We start from the raw sequence: 18,954 nt of genomic DNA, 5'->3' as shown, positions 1-18,954 counted from the left end.
TAGTATAAAATTGAATATATCTAAGGGCTGAGGAAAGGACTCCTGGCTATGATATTTCGTTGGGCGACAAGCTATTTCTTTGTGTTTGCAGCAAGTCTTTGCATTGCTGAAGCTAATAACCTGCCCGAAAGCCAGAATCTTGAACTGGAAACTGTCGACAAGAGAGTCGTCAGACTTAACGATGTATTCCAATCTGAGTATTTGATTCTTGATATCAGCAAAAGCCGCTGTCCTGCCTGTCTAAGAGTTGCTGACCGGCACAATAAAAACAAACGATTTCAGAAAATGATAAAGCAGGGGCTGTGTCAGTTCAGCCCTGTGGTACTTAAGGCTGATAAGGAAAACTGGTTGAAGAAGTATCATGCCAAGACATTTATTGGCCGTAATACCTACGCAGTAAAAAGTATCAGGCAGACAGCTGAGGCTTTTGGTGTTGAATTGAAGTATGTGCCTACAGTCCTTGTTATCAGCCGAGATGGAACTCTGCTGGATTCAGCCGTTGGAAAAATTCCTGACGTTGTGTATCAGGTCTGCACTAACACCAGATAGAGCTGCATGAAACAATCACTCAGTGTTAAGTTCTATATTTCTCACACTCCAATAACAATCAAGTGAGCCTGTAATGAACTTTGAAACCCTGATTTACGAAGCCAGCGATCGTATCGCTACGATTACTCTGAATCGCCCCGAATGCTTCAATGCCATCAATGATCGTATGCCAACCGAGATTCGCCTTGCGGTAGAAAAGGCTGAAGCTGATCCTGAAGTGCATGTACTTGTTCTACAGGGGGCAGGCAAAGGTTTCTGCGGTGGCTACGATCTTGCTCATTATGCCGAGCGGAAGGGGGAGATTTTCGGCAGCCAGGAGATGCCCTGGGATCCTACCGAAGATTACGCCCTGATGTCCCGCAATACTCAGGATTTTATGTCTCTCTGGCGTGCCCGCAAACCAACCATTTGCAAAGTTCATGGTGCGGCGGTAGCCGGTGGCAGTGATATTGCCCTATGTTGTGATCTGATTGTTATGGAAGAAAATGCCCGTATTGGGTATCCGCCAGCCCGGGTGTGGGGTGTTCCCACAACCATGATGTGGGTTTATCGGTTAGGTATGGAGAAAGCCAAGCGCATGCTGTTTACCGGTGACCTGGTCTCCGGGAAAGAAGCGGAAGATATGGGGCTGGTTTTGAAAGCTGTTCCGGCAGATAAGCTTGATGCGGAGGTGCAAAAGTTGGCTGACCGTATGAAAGGCGTTCCCCGTAACCAGCTGATGATGTGCAAGATGACGGTGAACCAGGCTTACGAAAGTATGGGCCTGCACCAGACCCAGATGTTTGCCAACCTGTTTGATGGCGTGGCCCGCCACTCCCCTGAAGGCATCTGGTTCCGCGAACGTACACAGGAAGTGGGTTTCAAGCAGGCGGTAGAAGAACGGGATTCAGGAGCCAATATTGCTGAAGGTGTCAGCAAACACTTGCCCATTCCTGAGATAGAGTAGACTTAGAAGATTCTCTGTTTCTGAATAGTTCATGGAAGAACTATGAATTTGGCGACTTTACCAACAAGGCTGCTTTTATTCTTTCTTTTGCTAACGAGTTGTTTGCCTCTTAAGGCTGCGTCTCTGAGGGATTATTCTGCCAGTCAGAAAACCATAACAGATGTATACCCTGGCTTGTTTGAACTGATGACGCCAGAAACTGAAGAAGCGTTCGTGCGCTTTATCAGTTACCTCGAACGTATGGGGGGGAAAGATCAGCTGGAACAGGAATTTCTAGCAATGCTGCTTGATCGCCTTAAGCGCCAATCAGAAACCGACTTACCCTGGTTCACTTCCCATAACGCCGGGCACAGCCTGCGAGTGTTGCAGAAAATGCAGCAAATCATGCAGGAAAATCCAGATTATCTGCCAAGAATATACAATCGCTATGACCTGCAAGAGCATCCCCAAAAACATGAAATCGTCATGTTTATGGGCGGTTTTATTGCTCTGGTACATGATGTTGGTTACAGCGAATTTGGAAATATAAAAAACACCCCTAAACATGTGCATGCTCAGTTGGGTGCTGAGGTTATAGAAGGTTCTTTCCGGCAAATATTAAGGCAACTTTTACGTGCTGCTGCCAAAGTAGAAGGGCGTTTAATTGATGCTGCCTTTGATGCCGTTTTCTACCATAACGCGGATGACCTGAGGTTTGTTAACACCGGCCTGAAAAAAGATATCAGCTCCCTGATTAGGCGTCGGCGCGACTTTTACGGTATATCAAAAACCTACTATCAGGCTTCGGTGACCCAAGAGCCGTTTCTGGTACTGTTAAGATTTGCTGACAATCTGGATTTTTCCCGTAATCGCCTCTTTGTCCATCAGCAGTCAGAACTTTATCTCCAACTTCTGGATAGTGTCGGCACCATAGAACCCCATGTGGTTTCACGAGGCAGCGAAGCGTGGGTCGCACATCTGCGAGGGCATTACCTTGACCAACTAAAACAGCCGGTGATGAATCACAAGTTTTCTGAAACTGAAGAGTTTCGAACCTTGAAAAAGGATTTGGAAAGTGGGGTTGATCCTGTTTATCCCGGTGGCGACTTGTCATTAATGGCAACGGCTTTGCTGACTGCTATGCCTGGAGATTTTCCCCACATTTACTCAAATTATATTGTGGACAGTGTTCATTATCGGAATGGGGAGAAGGATGAATCTGTGCAGGTTCGTTTTGCCGAAGACTCGTTTGAAACAACGCCTCTAGTAAAGAATTACCAGATTAAACGCATGGCAGAATCCTTTACCTCTTGCAACATGGCATCTTACAGGCTGGTTGATCATATCTATGTCAATGTTGTGACTGAAGCTGGGGAAGATGAGACCTTCCCCTTGTCGGCCTTTACCTGGATGATCCGGTCCTCTGGGGCACGAATTACTAAAACGCCTCAACTGACAGAGCGTTTGATTGGTCCTGAAAGGTAAAGCCTAGATTAGAGCGTAGGCTCCTAAGCTGCTTGCCTGGCGAACTCCAACGCCTTGTACGCACAATTATGATGTCTCTACTTTTTACCTAATCTAAAAGTGAATTTGTTTAGAAGGTAATAGCCTCCCAGAATCCTGGAAGGTGCTAGGTCTAAAGCATGCACCGCACTGCTGTTGCTGGAAGAAGCGCTGAACTGGACTTCCGGTTTTCCAGATATTAATTGAAGCTTTTTAGGGAATCTTTTTGAGATATCAATTAAGTTGTTTCTACGACCTCCTGACATCTCAATTACCTTCCCGTTGAGTAAATTCAGTTTTGGCAATGTGGATAATTCTCTTATTAGCCCTTCTTCCTGTTTACTCATTTCATAATTTTGAGTATTCAAGGAAAGAGTCATTGTCCTACCTTTCTCAGCCGTTGCTGTGCCGGTATAAACAGGGTTGTTTCTGGTGAACTGTATATCGCCAATTGTTTTAGGAAGGCCTAATCGTCGGATTCCGACTATGCGAGATACCTCACTTGTAACGGGCATAAATATACAGTGCCATACTTCGCGCCCATTGTGTTTTGCCAATAAAAATATCGAGGCTTCTTTATAGGGCTCTGTTCTGGCATCCATCTTGTAGAAGTCAGCGATGAAAGCATTGACATAAAGCCTGTCTGGCATATCAAACTCTTTTGGGAGCAGTTGCCTGTAAGCTTCTTTTTCCTGAGTTTCATAATAAACATATACGCCATCACTCTCGTAATATGTAAACCTTTGCTCCGGTTTCGCTTGTGTAACATGAGAAAACATGACAGCGGAAATTACGAAAAAGAAAAAAGAGAGCTTACGTTTCATTGTTATTCTTACTCCCGTTTTAGGCTTCACTGTGCGCATCAGCGCTTGCCAGTAAATGCAAAATCTCCAACCCCAAAGTTGCGCCAGCCAGAGATGTAATGTCGGAATGGTCATAAGCCGGGGCAACTTCCATTACATCCGCTGCAATAATATTTAATCCCGCAAGCCCATGCAGAATCTGCAGAGCTGTTGATGTGCTTAATCCACCGATAACCGGCGTGCCTGTCCCTGGAGCAAAAGCCGGATCAAGACAATCAATATCAAAACTCAGGTAAACCGGCCTGTCGCCAACCCGTTCCTTAATCTGCTTGATAATCACGTCTGGTGAATTGTTGTTGCACCATCTGGCATCCAGAACTTGCAGATCATGATTATCAACATCGTATTCGGTTCGGATTCCCACCTGAACACTGTGATAAGGGTTGTAAATGCCTTCTTTGGCAGCGGTATAAAACATGCTGCCGTGATTGTACTTGGCATCACTTTCTTCGGTATCGGTATGGGCGTCAAAGTGAATCAGGGCAACTTCACCATGAACCTGATAAGCAGCCCGGAGTAATGGCAAAGTCAGGAAATGATCACCACCAAGGGTCAGCAGCTTTTTACCTGCAGAAAATATCCGGTTGGCTTCCTGAGAAACCTGCTCCAGCATTTTTTCGCTGTCACCTTCTTCATAAACGATATCGCCATAATCAATAACATTCAGATGCTCGCGGATTGCGAAGTTCCAAGGCCAGCGATATTCCTCCCAGCGCAACTGGCTGGAAGCCTGACGTATGCCATTCGGCCCAAAGCGTGCGCCAGAACGGCCGGTGGTTGCCAGATCATAAGGAATTCCCATAACCACAGCATCAACGTCGTCGGTTAAATCTCGGGAAAGAGGGAGGCCAAGGTAAGTAAAGATGTTGGCAAAAGCCGTGCTATCGGCCCCAAAAAGGTCAGACATAACGTTCCTATAAACCTTAACTACAAAAGATTCAGGAATGCACCTTGGAATTCTTATTCGGGTGCTCTCGCTGCCGGATCCTGTACCGGCAACGGACGTCAGGTTTTACGTCGTGATGTTTGCGACCCGATAAACCTAACATAGGTTTTATCTATTCGAAATGAACGAGAGAAAAGCTATCAAATCTGAGGATTTGAATTAGCTTTAAAGAGAACCAGTGGCCTATCCAACGGAGAGTGAATGGCTGATAAATATCTGCCCTCGGGATTTAAAAACGTTGATCAGACGGGGGATGTCGAGACTTATACATCCTGCCTGTCGACACTGGATGCCCTGCCATTTTTTATGAAATACAAGCAGGAGAGCTATGAACTTCTGAAGCTTGGGCCGGGGGAGAAGGTGCTCGATGCCGGCTGTGGCATGGGCTTTGATGTGTACCGCATGGCCGAGCTGGTGGGAGTGGGTGGTTGCGCTGTGGGTATTGATGCCAGCAAAGCACTGATTGAAAAAGCGCAGGCTCAGAACAATAACCGGCAACTTTCGGCCACCTTTCATGTTGGTGATTTAAAGAATATGCCGTTTGAATCCGGTAGTTTTTCGCGGGTACGAATAGACCGGGTATTGCAGTACATCTCTGATCCTGAGGCCGCTATTGGTGAACTGGTGCGGGTTCTTTCGCCCGGAGGTTTGCTGCTGGCTTATGACAATGACTGGGGCTCGTTTTCAATTGCATCCCAGTACAAAGACGTTACCCGGAAAATTGAAAAGGCCTGGTGTGACTCGTTTGTAAACAGCTGGATTGGCCGGGATCTTTTAAAGTTTTTTCTGAACAATGGTTTGAGTGATATTGAAGTGATTCCCAAGCCATCTGTGAATAATGATTTTGAACTGGCAGATCAGCTATTCAACCTGCGTGAAGTTGTAAGCCTGGTTGTGAAAAGTGGTGAGATTTCTGATGGACAGGGTGATTTATGGCTGGATGAAATGCAGGAAAGACACCAGCAAGGTTGTTTCTTTCTGGGGATGACATCCTACATAGTAGTTGGGAAAAAGCCTGGGAGCTAAAACCTACGGCCAATTGTGCTGACAGAATGCGTTATTACTCCCATACTCCTGCCAGCTTACACTTCTGACACACTGTTTTTCCTCCTCCAGAAGAACAAACACAATAATAAGGAGTCTGAATATGGCGCGCCCGTTGGACGGTTTAAAGGTTCTCGATTTTTCCACACTGCTGCCCGGGCCTTATGCCACCCAATTGCTGGCAGATATGGGCGCCGAAGTTCTGCGTATTGAAGCTTTTGGCCGGGCAGACCTTGCACGCAATATGCCTCCGTTTGTGAAGAAGGGCGTTTCTGCAATTCACGCCACCCTTAACCGTAATAAGCAAAGCCTTGGGCTGAACCTTAAAAAGCCGGAAGCGGTAGCGATTGTTCGCCAGCTGGTGGAAGAGTATGACGTTGTTATTGAACAGTTCCGCCCAGGTGTTATGCAGCGTTTTGGCCTGGGTTATGAAGAGTTAAAGCAGATTAACCCAAAACTGATTTACTGCTCTATTACTGGCTATGGGCAAACGGGCCCTCTGAAAGACAGAGCCGGTCACGATATTAATTATCTCGCTCTTTCCGGGCTGGCTTCTTACAGCGGCAGAAAAGAAACCGGCCCGGTGCTGGCTGGAACACAGTTAGCCGATATAGCTGGTGGCTCCCATCATGCGGTTATGGGAATCATGGCTGCCGTTATTCAGCGTCAGACGACAGGGGAAGGGCAGTATATTGATGTCAGTATGACTGACTGTGCCTTTGCTCTGAATGCCATGTCTGGTGCTGCAGGTCTGGCTTCGTCGTCTTCTCCAAAAGCTGGTGAAGAAATGCTCAATGGCGGAATTTTCTACGACTATTACCAAACCAGTGATAATCGCTGGCTTTCTGTTGGTAGCCTGGAACCTCAGTTTGCCATGGGGCTGTTCAATGCTCTCGGGCATCCGGAATGGGTATCCCGTGCTGCTGATATGTCTTCTGTTGCACAGGCAGAGTTAAAGCTTGATATCCAGAATGTGTTATCTACACGAACTCTTGCTGAATGGCAGGCTGTTTTCGATGCAATTGATGTGTGTGTGGAACCTGTTCTGGAGCTGCAGGAAGCCGTTAATCATGCTCATGTTAGAGAGCGCGGGTTGGTGGCTGAGGTTGCCGTTGATAATGACCTGACTGTACGACAGATTGGGAATCCAATTAAGTTTTCAGGTAGTGAGGCAGAGTATCGTCATGCCGGTGGCAAGGTTGGTGCAGATAATCGTTCCGTGCTGCAAAAGCTAGGTTATGGCGAAAGCGATATCGACAAGCTAATTACTGATGGTGCCTGCGGATAAACTCCAGCAATGAAAATGGCCTGTCATGTTTTCAACACGACAGGCCAGATCTTTAGAACCATGTATCCTGCATATCGGAGCATGTGGTATCAAACTGCTGCAGCAGATGAGCTTGGTGCTCTATCTCCGGAAGTTCCCAGGTAATAAAGTATTTCGCTGCCTGTAGTTTCCCTTCCATAAAGTTATGGTCTTCTACGGCTATGGAGTGTTGATAAGTTTCCACTGCCTTGTCAGCCATTTCCAACCAGAGCCAGCCGATAACACACTTGCCCATCATATCCAGATAAATAGCTGAGTTGGCTAAACCTTTATCAACCTGCCCGGATTGCAGCGCCATTCCCAGAGTGGTTGTGGTTTTTACCAGCGTGTTGAGATGGGTTTGATACGTTTTCGCCAGCTCTGAAAGAGGCTCTTTATCAATAGCAGATGCAAGCGTAGCTTGAACTCGCTCCATAAGAAGCTGCATCCCTTTACCATTCTTTTGCCAGAGTTTCCGGCCAAGAAGGTCGAGAGACTGAATGCCGTGGGTGCCTTCATGTATTGGGTTCAAGCGGTTATCCCGGTAACACTGTTCAACCGGATATTCCCGAATATAGCCAGCGCCTCCCAACACCTGAATGGCAAGATCGTTAGCTCTCGGGCCGTAGAAGGAAGGGAATGATTTAACGACAGGTGTCAGCAGGTCCAGCAATAGTCCGCTGTCTGGGTTCTCACCCGCATGCTGTTCGTCCACAAGACGTGCTGCCAGCAGGCAAAGTGCCAGCGAGCCTTCCACATAAGACTTCTGGGTAAGGAGCATACGTTTTACATCGGTATGCTCAATAATATTGCTTTGCTTGCTGTCTGGATCACGGTTGGTGACAGAACGACCCTGCGGCCGGTTGCGGGCATAGTCCAGAGATTCAAGATAACCACGATAACCAATCATGGTGGCACCCATGCCGACACCGATACGGGCTTCGTTCATCATCAGGAACATAGCCGCCAGCCCTTTGTTCTCTTCTCCAAGAAGATAACCGTGGCAATTGTTGTTCTCACCAAAATTCAAAACGGTAGATGTTGTTCCCCGGTAACCCATTTTGTGCAGTAAGCCGGCAAGAACAACGTCATTGCGTTCCCCAAGAGAGCCATCTGGATGAGCAAGAAACTTGGGAACAATAAACAGGGATATTCCCTTTACCCCTTTGGGTGCACCTTCGATGCGGGCGAGAACAAGGTGAACAATATTTTCGGTAATATCCTGATCCCCACCCGAGATATACATCTTCTGACCTTTAATGCGGTAAGAACCATCAGGCTGAAGAGTGGCCTTGGTGGTCAGATCTCCAAGGGAGGAGCCAACATCTGGTTCTGTTAAAGCCATAGTTCCGGCAAAGCGGCCATCTTGCATGGGCGGCAGAAATGTTGCTCTTTGCTCATCGGTTCCCACCGTTCGAATAACATTGGCGGCAGCTGCGGTAAGAAATGGATAGCCTGTTGTTGAGGGGTTAGCTGCGGTGAAGTAAGCATTGCAGGCTGCATTGATCAGTGAAGGCAGCTGCATACCGCCCTGATCATAATCCTGAGTGGCGGAAAGCAGACCTGATTCCACATAGTGTTGCCAGGCTTCTTTTACTTCAGGAATTGTGGTGACTTTCTGTCCATCAAACTGAGGCTCATTGGCGTCAGCTTTGGCATTGTGTGGCAGGAAATAGTCTTGGGCGATTCGCTCAGAGGTTTTGAGGATTTCGTCAAAAGTTGTGCGATCGTGATCCTGATAGCGTGGCAGCGTCGTTAACTGTTCAGCAGAAAACACCTGATACAGAAGAAACTCCAAGTCTTTGGGATTCATCAGCTTGGACATTGTCAGACACCTTATTGTTTTTTACTGAGTATCCGGCTTTTCTTTCCAGAGTGTGATTGTCAATATAGCCACTCATAGGGCCAAAAATGACAAAACTCTTATGAACGTGGTTATCGCAGGGTTTCCTCAGACTCTGGCAACGGCTGTGACAGGAATGGCCGATATTCTGGGAATGGCTGGAGTCAGCTGGGAGCGCATTCAGGGCGAGAGCGTTTCCAGATTATTTAACGTGCGAATCGCCAGCCCGGATGGAAACGCTGTGCAATGTGTGAATGGTCTGACCATAGGCGCTCACTTGAGCTTTGATCAAGTAAACGACGCCGATGTTCTTGTTGTTCCTACTATTGGCGGGCTTATCGTAGATGCTTTGGCCTCGAACGCTGAGCTGATTCAACTACTTCAATATGCAAACCGAGAGAACTGGATAATCGCTGGCAACTGCACCGGCAATTTTCTATTGGCGGAGGCGGGAATTCTTGATGGCCGGGTAGCAACAACTCATTGGGGTTTTCAGGAGCAGTTTCAGAGGCGATATCCGCAGGTTATTCTCAAGGCCGATAAACTGCTGACACGAGATGAGCATATTTTCTGTTCAGGTGGTGGCCTGTCTATCTTTGATCTGGCTTTGCATTTGGTGGAAAAGCAATACGGCTTTGATACGGCTATACAGACTGCGAAATCGTTTGTGATGGATTATCGAAGAGACAGCCAGCTTTCCTATTCGCTGGTCAGATTGTCCAAACCCCATCAGGATACCCAGATTCGCCATGTGCAATCCTGGCTGGAGGATAATTATTCACAGGACTTTACTCTCGATCAGTTGTCTGAGCGTTTCAATATGTCCAAGCGTACGTTAATACGTCGTTTTCATGCGGCTTTGGATTGCCCACCCAATGTTTATATTCAGGATGTGAGAATAGAAGCGGCTCAAAAGATACTGGAAGAGAGCACGCAAACAGTGGATAAGGTCATGGGCACCGTTGGGTACAGTGATGTCAGTTCATTCCGGCGTTTATTTCGCAAGAAAACGGGTTTAACGCCAACGGAATATCGGCAAAAGTTCAGCCGTCGCTTTGGTTGATAACCACGAAAAAATTAAAAGGCATCGAAGTGATGCCTTTCAATTCGATTTGCATTAGTGACTGAGCACAATCCTGTAACGAGCTTTGCCTTCTTCAAGATGAGCTAGCGCTTCATTAATTTGATCAAACTTAAAGTGTTCCACAACAGGCGCAATGTTATGGCGTGCAGCAAATTCCAGCATAGTTTTGATTGTTGCCGGGCTGCCAACAGGAGAACCAGAAATAGAACGCTGGCCGCCTATCAGTGGGAATGCTGCAATATCCAGTGCTTCCAGAGTTGCGCCAACAAAGTGCAAACGGCCTTTGGGCGCCAGAGTGTTGATATAGGCATTCCAGTCCAGCTTCACATTGACTGTGGAAATAATCAGATCAAAGTATCCCGCCGCTTCAGACAGAGCTTCTTTGCTTCTTGAATTCAGTGTTTTGTGAGCGCCCATCTCCAGAGCTTCAGTTTGTTTGGCTTCACTGGATGTAAACGCTGTAACTTCACAGCCCCAGGCATTCAGAAACTGCAGAGCCAGATGTCCCAATCCTCCAATACCGATAACCGCGACTTTAGCTGTGGACGGAATATCAAACTGCACCAGCGGATTAAAAACAGTAATTCCGCCACAAAACAGTGGGCCAGACGTTTTTGCATCCAAACCTTCTGGTAGAGCAACAACAGCAGAAGCATCGGCACGAACTTTATCTGCAAATCCTCCATGCCTGCCACCAATGGTTGGTTGTGCTTTGTTGCACAAATTGTGATCACCGGACATGCAGGAGGGGCAGGTGTGGCAATAGTCAGAGTGCCAGCCCAGACCAACGCTTTGCCCAATTTTGAGATCACTGACGTTGGCACCGGCGGCGGTAATCTTTCCGATAACTTCGTGGCCAGCAACGAAGGGATATTGAGTCATTCCCCACTCATTGTTCAGCATGCTCAGGTCACTGTGGCAGATACCGCAGGATTCAACGGCGATTTCAACTTCGTTGTCACCTAAAGGGCCTGGGTCATATTCAAAAGCTTCGAGTTTGCCGCCAGGTTGGTTGGCTGCGTAGGCTTTGATCATAGTTATCACTCTTATGCTGTTCAGGATAAGCAGAGCTGATGTCAATCATGGGCCGTTTTTAAATGCAATCAAGCTCTTTTTCCTGCCAATAGAAATGATCCCTGCCAACATTGGATCATCAACATTCTTGACCTATGATGGGAAAATCTCAACAGCCCCAATAACACTAAGAAGGTCAGGGTTGCCATGAACTTTGAATTAACTCCCGAACAAATTGCCTTTCAAGATGCCGCAAGAGATTTCGCCCGTCAGGAGCTGGCACCGAATGCCGCGCGCTGGGATTTGGAAAGCCATTTTCCTGTTGATGTGCTTAAACGTGCTGGTGAGTTGGGTTTTCTTTCTATCTACACCCCGGAAAGTGCTGGTGGCATGGGCTTAGGGCGCCTTGATGCCAGCCTGATTTTTGAAGAGCTTTCCGCCGGTTGTACAACCACCGCAGCCTTTATGACCATCCATAATATGGCAACCTGGATGGTGGCATCTTTTGGCAGTGAGGCAGTGCGTGATGACTGGTGCCCACAGCTTGTTACAGGCGAGAAACTTGCCTCCTATTGTTTAACAGAACCCGGTGCTGGCAGCGATGCTGCGTCTCTGAAAACCACAGCCGTTCGGGATGGCGATGATTATGTTCTGAATGGCAGTAAGTGCTTTATTTCCGGTGCAGGCAGCACTGATGTGCTTGTTGCTATGGTGCGTACCGGTGGTTCTGGGCCAAAAGGCATTTCTGCACTGGTGATTCCTGCTGATCTTGAAGGCATCAGCTACGGTCGCAAAGAAGACAAGATGGGCTGGAACGCTCAACCAACCCGTACCATTACTTTTGAGAATGTTCGGGTACCGGTAGCCAACCGTTTGGGTGAAGAAGGCGAAGGTTTCCGTTTTGCCATGAAAGGTCTGGACGGCGGCCGCATTAATATTGCCACCTGTTCTTTGGGCACTGCCCGTGCAGCGCTGGAGCAGTCCAGAACTTATCTTGGTGAGCGCAAACAGTTTGGTAAAGCAATTGGTGAGTTTCAGGCTCTGCAGTTCAAACTGGCAGATATGGCAACCAGTCTTGTCGCTGCACGACAAATGGTTCATCTGGCGGCAGCTAAACTGGATGCCAAAGACAGTCAGGCAACAACTTACTGTGCCATGGCAAAACGTTTTGCTACGGATGCCTGTTTTGATGTCTGCAACGATGCCCTGCAACTTCATGGTGGTTATGGCTATATCAAGGAATATCCGCTGGAACGTCATGTGCGTGACAGCCGGGTTCACCAGATTCTTGAAGGCACTAATGAAATTATGCGGGTTATCATCGGCCGTCGTCTTCTGGCAGATGATGTCTTTCAGTTCTAATTAATGCAGTGAGGATAATAATAAAATGAGCGATGCACTGATTCTGGAAAAACGTGGTTCTGTGGCCACGATTACACTGAATAACCCTCCTGCAAATACCTGGACGGTAGACAGCCTCAATCAGCTGGAAAAGATTGTTAATGAGTTGAATGCAGACAGAGAAATTGTCAGTCTTGTTATTGTCAGTGACTCTCCAAAGTTCTTCTCTGCCGGTGCGGACCTGAAACAGTTTGCTGCTGGCGATAAAGATCAGGCCGCTGAAGTGGCTCAGGCTTTTGGCCGGGCTTTTGAAACCCTTACTGATTTCCGTGGTGTGTCCATCGCAGCGATCAACGGTTACTCCATGGGTGGCGGACTGGAAGTTGCTCTGGCTTGTGATCTTCGTATTGCCAGTGAGCAGGCTGTTATGGCTTTGCCAGAGGCATCTGTTGGCCTTTTACCTTGTGCGGGTGGAACTCAGAATCTCACTCTGTTGGTAGGTGAAGGCTGGGCCAAACGCATGATTCTCTGTGGCGAACGGGTTAATGCTGAGCAGGCACTGAAGATTGGCCTGGTTGAAGAAGTTGTTGCAGGTGATGATCTGCGCGCCCGGGCAATGGAGCTTGCGGAAATGGCCGGTAAGCAAAGCCCTGACAGTGTTGCTGCCTGCAAACAGCTGGTACAGATGGGCCGAAGCCTGCCTGTACGTCAGGTATTGCCAGCCGAGCGTGAGTTGTTCCTGGCACTCTTCGATGGTGGGAATCAAACAGAAGGTGTAAATGCTTTCTTGGAGAAGAGAAAGCCTGAGTGGAATTATGAGTAACGGTTGTTAGTTGTTCTAACTCTTCTTGCGCCGGTCAGCTTCTCTGACCGGCTTGTGATTTTATCGCTGCTCCTTCCTGAATAGTCTTGTCCGGTGGAGTTACTTACCGGAGTTGAGATATGGAATCAGGAGCCACTCGTTTGGATGCTTCCCGAAAGAGGCAGCATTCTCCAGAACAAAACAATAATCTTATGGAGGATTCGCCAGCGGCTAACACTCGTGCCGGACGCAGAGCTAAGTTGGCAAATGCTGGCAAGGGTGAGATGCCGAGTGAACGGGATTTTCAGTCATCTCCATCAACCAAAAAAAGAAAGACTTCCTGCTCTTCTGATGACCAAGTCTTAGTCAGTCTAAAACCTGAGCCTATAGTCAGTCCCCCGGTTTTCACTCCTTTTGTGCGTAAGTCCGATATTGGACCTTATCCTTTTACGTCTGTAGCTCTTCCCTCCAGAGAGTTGACGTCAGTCTCTGCCGCTATGCAGTTCCTTATATCTGCGATCAGAGATGAGGATTTAAGTGCTATTAGCCAGAAGCAAGCCCCAACGGAAAAGGGAGAATTGTGGGAAGAGGTAAGAACAGCATTTTGTGAATGTCAGATGGCTTTGCGCAGTCGCCAAATAGACGGGGTGCTTCCACTGGCTATTTATGGTCGCTTAATTCTGGCGTTATGCCGGTACGCCAATGATCAGAAGCATGAAGATATCAAACGACTGTTTCCATTCGATATCGAGGTGGATGCTGACACTGACCCGGAACAGTTTCTTACTGACAATCTGGATAAACTAAAACTGATAGATCCTGCACTGTTTATGGGATGCATTTTTGAAGTCCTTGTTGATGATCCAACAACGGAATGGCAGGGCTTTATACAACAGAAGGCTATTCAGATTTCTAAGGTTGATAACGTTCGTGGGCATCCCATTCGTTCCCGTTCGTCCAAAAATGAGCCCTCTTTTGGAGCCTCTATTCCTTTGACTGCAATGACCTCTGAAGGCGCTGTAAGCCTTGAAGGTGTATTGCAGAAGATGATCTATCAGGAAGTAGCAGGTCAACCTGTATCCAGAGAGACTGCTTCTGCATGTTTTAATAAAGAGTTGGGTAAAATTGAGCGTTCAGTAGGTCGGTATGCTCAAATGCAGGATGAAGAAAAGCAGAGGGCCCGGGCAGGGATTAATGAGAAACTCACAGATATAGAAAACTGGGATGATAAAGAGCTGAGGCCACACTTTGTAGGGAAACAGTGGCATCTCCCCGGCGAGGGTTGTGATGCTATGTTGATGAGCACGTCTGCTTTCTCTAGTGAAGAGAAACAAGAAACTGTGAAATGGGAAAACCTGGTTCCACTAGTCGCTACAGATAAACAAGGCGGAACTACACATCATGTTCCTGAAGCCCTGAAGCCTCTGCAAAGTAAAAAGACTGAGGGAAAAGGTGCACCTGAACTCGTCTTTGATCATACGACAGGGAAATACTATAGCCATATTGTTTTGGGTGAGAAGCATGCAGCAGCATTTCGCATAGCTCAGGAGCTGTATCGTATTGCCAGATTCCCGGTTATGGATGTTCAGTCTGTCGATTCTGGGGATCCGTCACAGCATCATCTTTTGATTGAGACACCTTTGCAGCACCCGAAAGGCTCACAATTTTGTTATGTCCATGATGATGTCACTACCGAAATGGAGAAAGGAGCATGGGTTGGGGGGGCAATCGTTTTTGATGCTTTATTGAAAAACAGTGGTATTGAGAACAGTTTGCTGGCCAGTGCCCAAGTGAAATTTAATCCTAAGCAGCCCGCAGTGGCATTTGTTCATCGTGGCGGATTTCACTGTTTGGGTTATGACCAAGCAGTTGAAGGGCAGCAGGATTGCGAAATGGGCGTTCCCATGGGGAATGATGCCGTTGATGAGCTGGATCGCCTGCGAAAAAAACCGTGTTTCAAAAAAATTAATAAGCGCGATCTTTGCTTTGGGATGGAGCGACTTGGAAAAATCAGAACGGAAACAATTGAAGAGGTCGTTTCCCGTTATTGGCCTGGAGATGCGCAAGATATTCAGACTGTTGTAGCACAGATTGTCGCCCGGAAAGGGGCTCTTCTGGCTATACCAGAATATAAGCCAGCTCCTGAAAACATAACTTCTCCACTTGCTCCCGTATTCCATCACAAACAACACGCAAGGGTTGCGAAGCTGGTTGGAGATAGTGATGGCCTTATCGATTTTCCTGGTGTTTTCCGGAAAGGTGCGCCTTCTGTTGCTAAAGGTTATTTGAGAACCCTGGTTTGTCATCAGGGGGATGCTGAACATGAAGGCCGCTATATAACACTTCACCGTATTGGTGATGTCTGGTTTGTTGTTGATAACCTGTTCCACCCTGAGGAGGGTTGCCTGACCTTGGAGGAATACCTGAAGCGTAAAGATGTGGCGTGCCTGATCAATAAAGACTCTCCCAATGGTATGGGTACTTTAAAAAGTGCGTTGAAATGCGGCTTTCTGAAAACAACACCCCAATACTCTCTGTGGGAGTTGGATGGTGAGCCGAAACGCAGAGAGTGGGAGCAGAGCTTTGAAGAAGCTGTATTAGCCAGCAAAGATCGCATCGTTGATGAAGAAAATGCTGATGAAGAATTTTACGAGTGTTCTGATCAGATGACGTTCCCGCTTAATAGTAAAGAAGAGGAGTCAACGTCTGCGAACTCAACAGAATCTTTCATCGAAGAGAAACCAGCCTCTGTACAGGAAATGGAAGTACCAGCCTCAAATGTAGAGCTTCCTGTCAGTCAGCCTGAAGAAGAGATAAAAAACTCAGATGAAATGGAGATTATTGAAGAGCAACAGCTGAATGTTTCCTGTCCTCCTAGTGAGGATGAGGGTGACCTCTTCTTAACGCCAATGCCTTCTCCTGTTCATGTTGAAGAGCCTTCTACTGTTGAGATCGATGAAGAGACAGTTGAGGAAACGGTTGGGGAAGTATCGAGCCAGAGAGTTAGGGAACAGGATGACACAATGGAAGTCGTGGCTGCTCCTGTAATGGAAACAACTGCGCATCAGTATTCAGTGCAACCCAAAGAATCCTCACCCTCGCCAGAAGAAGAGCAAGAGGAAGTGACTCTGCAGGAGATATCGGTTCGAGTCATGATCAATGGCGTTCTCACTTGGGCTCCGCCAGCCAAGGTCTGCTAGTCGGATATAGCTTCAGCGCGGCTCGTATCAAGGGCAAATACGCACAGAAGCACGGAATCTATCTGATAAAATAGTGCGATTTCCTTGAGGGATCTTTACACCTTAACAACATGTTGTTGATAGTTACGGCTATTCTTCAAGTCGTTTTAGGTAAAGATCCTTTTGCGCATGAGCAACATTATACAATCAGGACCTTGTCATGCCTGCATGCAGTAATCGCCGGCGAAATCTATGGTGGCTTATAGTTGCCTGTTCTTTTCTGACGGCCTGCCAGACTATTGATCGCACACCAGTACAAGAAAAGCCTGGGATAAAGATTGAAGGGACATCTCAATCAGCAGGGAACAGTGTTCAGCCCTGCCAGCCAGTTGAGCCAAAGCCACTGAAAACAAGGGTGATAACCCGTACCCAGGTGATTTACCAACCTGTTGAGATCGACAATAAGTTAATCCTTGGAGCTGTAGAAAAGGTTACCTTTCCCAATTTGGGCGGATTGATGTTTGATGCCAGAATTGATTCAGGTGCGGAAACCAACTCTCTGCATGTGTCATCTGTCCGTGAGTTTGAACGGGATGGTGCACCATGGGTGGCATTCAGTATTCCTGTGAAAGGGCAGGAAGTCCCTCTGCAAGTCGAGCGCCCTCTTACACGTCGGGTGTTGATCAAGCGTAAAGGTGAAGAATCACAGCGTCGTCTGGTGGTGATGCTGACCGTTCAAATAGGAAAGCTCGAAAGAACCAGTGAGTTCACTCTGGCAGACCGTGAGAACTTCGAATATCCGGCCCTTATCGGTCGCAACTTTCTGACTGATATGGCGCTTGTCGATGTTGGTTATGAACATCTCGCTACAGATCCATAATTCATCAGGCATTTCTCTTCCTATTCTAATGGTTCTTTGAGTTCAGCTCAGGGAACCGTTTCTTTGCATAGATACTCGTCGTATCGAGAGTCGAGTTGGTGACATGAACAGCAATAAAAAACAGATCATTTTTGTCGTGCTTGCATTAGTGCTGCTCGGTACCTCTGTTGCCCTGTATAAAAGAATTAATCTTGGTTTTCCTTTTCTGCCCGGTAAGTCTGCTCTGATCTGGGATGTTGAGGCCAAGATTACTTTCAAGGCTGAAAATGGCCCAGCCAGTGTTTCTCTGGCGATGCCTGAACCAGGCGGTAAATTCAGTATTCTTGATGCCACCTACGCTTCACCGGGTTATGGATTCCGCAGTGTAGAGCGTAATGGTGTTGAGCGAGTTGCCTGGACACGTCGTGATGCTTCAGGAGATCAGTCTCTTTATTACAAGATAAAAGTGCAGGACAGCCTGCCAGAAGCGGCAAGTGCAACCGATGAAGAGGATAATGAGGAGCTGAATATCGGCCCGGCTCCTTACTTTGCTGAGCTGGAAGGCGCTTATCGTGTCGCTGCTGATGATCTTCTTAAAAATGTGCGTAAACAGTCGTCTGATGATTTGAGTTTTGCTTCTCTGTTGATCAGCAACTTGCAGAACTACGATGCAGATTCTAATGCTGCCTTTTTGAGTGATCTTCTTTCTGAAAATTCTCCAGCGCAAAGCTACACCCGCGTCGATCTGGTGATGAAACTACTGCAGGATACTGGACTGCCTGTACGCAAGGTACGCGGCGTTATGCTTGAGGACAGCCGCAGAAATCAACCACTGGTGGATATGGTTGAAGTCAGAACTGGCGGCAAATGGTATATGTTCAACCCCGAAACTGGTGTTGAGGGTATGCCGGAAAACTTCCTGCCCTGGCAACGTGGTGGTGTATCACTGCTGGATATAACTGGTGGTCGGGATTCCAATATTACTTTCTCGGCTCTTTCCCGTGCAGTTCCTGTTGATGAGCTGGCGGTGGCTTCTGCAAAACAAAGCCGTGCCGCTCTGGTTGATTTCTCACTGTACAGCCTGCCAATAGAAGAACAGAACGCTTACCGTTACATTCTGTTGGTACCTATTGGTACCCTGATTGTTGTATTGATGCGCATTCTGGTGGGATTAAAAACCAGCGGCACATTTATGCCTGTTCTGATCGCCCTGGCATTTCTCCAGACCCGACTACTGCCGGGGTTGGTGATTTTTGTTTCTATCGTTTCCATTGGCCTGTGGATTCGATTTGTTTTGAGCCGGCTGAACCTGCTCCTTGTGGCACGAATATCATCGGTGGTGATAGTGGTTATCGGGATTATGGCGGGTATGAGTATTCTTAGTTACAAGATGGGAATACAGCAGTCTATGTCGGTGACTTTCTTCCCGATGATTATCCTTGCCTGGACTATTGAGAGAATGTCGATTCTCTGGGAAGAAGAAGGCCCGATGGATGTTCTGGTAAGCGGCAGTGGTAGTTTGCTGGTGGCGGTGATCAGCTACTTCGCCATGACTAACCGATATATTGAGCATCTGACATTTAACTTCCCGGAACTTCTCCTGTGTGTGCTTGGCTTTACTTTGCTGCTGGGACAATACACTGGTTATCGGTTGCTTGAACTTCGTCGTTTCAGACCAATGGTTGAGGACTGATAA

15 protein-coding genes are annotated in these 18,954 nt (G+C 47.4%); 11 read left to right on the top strand and 4 right to left on the bottom strand.

The window, feature by feature from the left end; translation table 11 throughout:
- Positions 1-48: 48 nt before the first annotated feature.
- The 3 genes from ACY2RR_RS03560 (at position 49) to ACY2RR_RS03550 (ending at position 2,959) form a co-directional block, all read left to right on the top strand.
- Entirely contained in the window at positions 49-549 is a 501-nt protein-coding gene (locus ACY2RR_RS03560; protein WP_490106767.1) for a TlpA family protein disulfide reductase, read from the top strand.
- A 73-nt stretch (positions 550-622) separates the two neighbouring features.
- Positions 623-1,495, top strand: coding sequence for a crotonase/enoyl-CoA hydratase family protein (locus ACY2RR_RS03555; protein WP_490106766.1), 873 nt, complete (start codon positions 623-625; stop codon positions 1,493-1,495).
- A gap of 186 nt (positions 1,496-1,681) precedes the next feature.
- The gene (locus ACY2RR_RS03550) at positions 1,682-2,959 is read left to right on the top strand and encodes a hypothetical protein (protein WP_490106765.1); all 1,278 of its coding nucleotides are present in this window, start codon (positions 1,682-1,684) and stop codon (positions 2,957-2,959) included.
- A 77-nt stretch (positions 2,960-3,036) separates the two neighbouring features.
- Here ACY2RR_RS03550 and ACY2RR_RS03545 read toward each other — a convergent pair whose 3' ends face one another.
- The gene (locus ACY2RR_RS03545) at positions 3,037-3,801 is read right to left on the bottom strand and encodes an acetoacetate decarboxylase family protein (protein WP_490106764.1); all 765 of its coding nucleotides are present in this window, start codon (positions 3,799-3,801) and stop codon (positions 3,037-3,039) included.
- Positions 3,802-3,820: 19 nt separating this feature from the next.
- Positions 3,821-4,747 carry an agmatinase gene (gene speB / locus ACY2RR_RS03540; RefSeq protein WP_490106763.1) on the bottom strand — a complete coding sequence of 309 codons (927 nt, stop codon included), beginning with the start codon at positions 4,745-4,747 and terminating at the stop codon, positions 3,821-3,823.
- A gap of 240 nt (positions 4,748-4,987) precedes the next feature.
- On the opposite strand from speB, the gene ACY2RR_RS03535 reads away from it, so the two are divergent.
- Complete coding sequence (locus ACY2RR_RS03535) at positions 4,988-5,812, top strand: methyltransferase domain-containing protein (RefSeq protein ID WP_490106762.1); 825 nt, start codon at positions 4,988-4,990, stop codon at positions 5,810-5,812.
- A 121-nt stretch (positions 5,813-5,933) separates the two neighbouring features.
- On the top strand, positions 5,934-7,118 hold the full coding sequence (locus ACY2RR_RS03530; RefSeq protein WP_490106761.1) for a CaiB/BaiF CoA transferase family protein: 1,185 nt from the start codon (positions 5,934-5,936) through the stop codon (positions 7,116-7,118).
- Positions 7,119-7,170: 52 nt separating this feature from the next.
- Here ACY2RR_RS03530 and ACY2RR_RS03525 read toward each other — a convergent pair whose 3' ends face one another.
- The gene (locus ACY2RR_RS03525; protein WP_490106760.1) at positions 7,171-8,961 is read right to left on the bottom strand and encodes an acyl-CoA dehydrogenase; all 1,791 of its coding nucleotides are present in this window, start codon (positions 8,959-8,961) and stop codon (positions 7,171-7,173) included.
- 100 nt (positions 8,962-9,061) lie between these two features.
- On the opposite strand from ACY2RR_RS03525, the gene ACY2RR_RS03520 reads away from it, so the two are divergent.
- Entirely contained in the window at positions 9,062-10,042 is a 981-nt protein-coding gene (locus ACY2RR_RS03520; RefSeq protein WP_490106759.1) for a GlxA family transcriptional regulator, read from the top strand.
- 54 nt (positions 10,043-10,096) lie between these two features.
- Here the strand turns inward: ACY2RR_RS03520 and ahr are convergent, their stop codons facing one another.
- Positions 10,097-11,098, bottom strand: coding sequence for an NADPH-dependent aldehyde reductase Ahr (ahr, locus tag ACY2RR_RS03515; protein ID WP_490106758.1), 1,002 nt, complete (start codon positions 11,096-11,098; stop codon positions 10,097-10,099).
- Positions 11,099-11,284: 186 nt separating this feature from the next.
- On the opposite strand from ahr, the gene ACY2RR_RS03510 reads away from it, so the two are divergent.
- The 5 genes from ACY2RR_RS03510 to ACY2RR_RS03490 all read left to right on the top strand — a co-directional run bounded on the left by ACY2RR_RS03510 (position 11,285) and on the right by ACY2RR_RS03490 (position 18,951).
- Positions 11,285-12,439: an acyl-CoA dehydrogenase family protein gene (locus ACY2RR_RS03510; protein WP_490106757.1), complete on the top strand. Its 1,155-nt coding sequence runs from the start codon at positions 11,285-11,287 to the stop codon at positions 12,437-12,439.
- 25 nt (positions 12,440-12,464) lie between these two features.
- Positions 12,465-13,241 carry an enoyl-CoA hydratase gene (locus ACY2RR_RS03505; protein WP_490106756.1) on the top strand — a complete coding sequence of 259 codons (777 nt, stop codon included), beginning with the start codon at positions 12,465-12,467 and terminating at the stop codon, positions 13,239-13,241.
- 119 nt (positions 13,242-13,360) lie between these two features.
- Positions 13,361-16,420 (top strand): hypothetical protein, encoded by a 3,060-nt coding sequence (locus ACY2RR_RS03500; protein ID WP_490106755.1) that lies wholly within the window; start codon positions 13,361-13,363, stop codon positions 16,418-16,420.
- A 199-nt stretch (positions 16,421-16,619) separates the two neighbouring features.
- Positions 16,620-17,279, top strand: a complete 660-nt coding sequence (locus ACY2RR_RS03495; protein ID WP_490106754.1) for an ATP-dependent zinc protease family protein — start codon at positions 16,620-16,622, stop codon at positions 17,277-17,279.
- Between the two features lie 103 nt (positions 17,280-17,382).
- Positions 17,383-18,951, top strand: a complete 1,569-nt coding sequence (locus tag ACY2RR_RS03490; protein WP_490106753.1) for an inactive transglutaminase family protein — start codon at positions 17,383-17,385, stop codon at positions 18,949-18,951.
- Positions 18,952-18,954: the final 3 nt, after the last annotated feature.

This window comes from Parendozoicomonas sp. 2304DJ65-17 (assembly GCF_058148445.1).
This window is presented reverse-complemented; position numbering and strand designations above follow the sequence as displayed.

Bases quoted from the DNA above. Each gene is read 5' to 3' on its own strand.
- ACY2RR_RS03560 (WP_490106767.1), top strand. From the start codon at position 49: ATGATATTTCGTTGGGCGACAAGCTATTTCTTTGTGTTTGCAGCAAGT.
- ACY2RR_RS03555 (WP_490106766.1), top strand. From the start codon at position 623: ATGAACTTTGAAACCCTGATTTACGAAGCCAGCGATCGTATCGCTACG.
- ACY2RR_RS03550 (WP_490106765.1), top strand. From the start codon at position 1,682: ATGACGCCAGAAACTGAAGAAGCGTTCGTGCGCTTTATCAGTTACCTC.
- ACY2RR_RS03545 (WP_490106764.1), bottom strand. From the start codon at position 3,801: ATGAAACGTAAGCTCTCTTTTTTCTTTTTCGTAATTTCCGCTGTCATG.
- speB (WP_490106763.1), bottom strand. From the start codon at position 4,747: ATGTCTGACCTTTTTGGGGCCGATAGCACGGCTTTTGCCAACATCTTT.
- ACY2RR_RS03535 (WP_490106762.1), top strand. From the start codon at position 4,988: ATGGCTGATAAATATCTGCCCTCGGGATTTAAAAACGTTGATCAGACG.
- ACY2RR_RS03530 (WP_490106761.1), top strand. From the start codon at position 5,934: ATGGCGCGCCCGTTGGACGGTTTAAAGGTTCTCGATTTTTCCACACTG.
- ACY2RR_RS03525 (WP_490106760.1), bottom strand. From the start codon at position 8,961: ATGTCCAAGCTGATGAATCCCAAAGACTTGGAGTTTCTTCTGTATCAG.
- ACY2RR_RS03520 (WP_490106759.1), top strand. From the start codon at position 9,062: ATGAACGTGGTTATCGCAGGGTTTCCTCAGACTCTGGCAACGGCTGTG.
- ahr (WP_490106758.1), bottom strand. From the start codon at position 11,098: ATGATCAAAGCCTACGCAGCCAACCAACCTGGCGGCAAACTCGAAGCT.
- ACY2RR_RS03510 (WP_490106757.1), top strand. From the start codon at position 11,285: ATGAACTTTGAATTAACTCCCGAACAAATTGCCTTTCAAGATGCCGCA.
- ACY2RR_RS03505 (WP_490106756.1), top strand. From the start codon at position 12,465: ATGAGCGATGCACTGATTCTGGAAAAACGTGGTTCTGTGGCCACGATT.
- ACY2RR_RS03500 (WP_490106755.1), top strand. From the start codon at position 13,361: ATGGAATCAGGAGCCACTCGTTTGGATGCTTCCCGAAAGAGGCAGCAT.
- ACY2RR_RS03495 (WP_490106754.1), top strand. From the start codon at position 16,620: ATGCCTGCATGCAGTAATCGCCGGCGAAATCTATGGTGGCTTATAGTT.
- ACY2RR_RS03490 (WP_490106753.1), top strand. From the start codon at position 17,383: ATGAACAGCAATAAAAAACAGATCATTTTTGTCGTGCTTGCATTAGTG.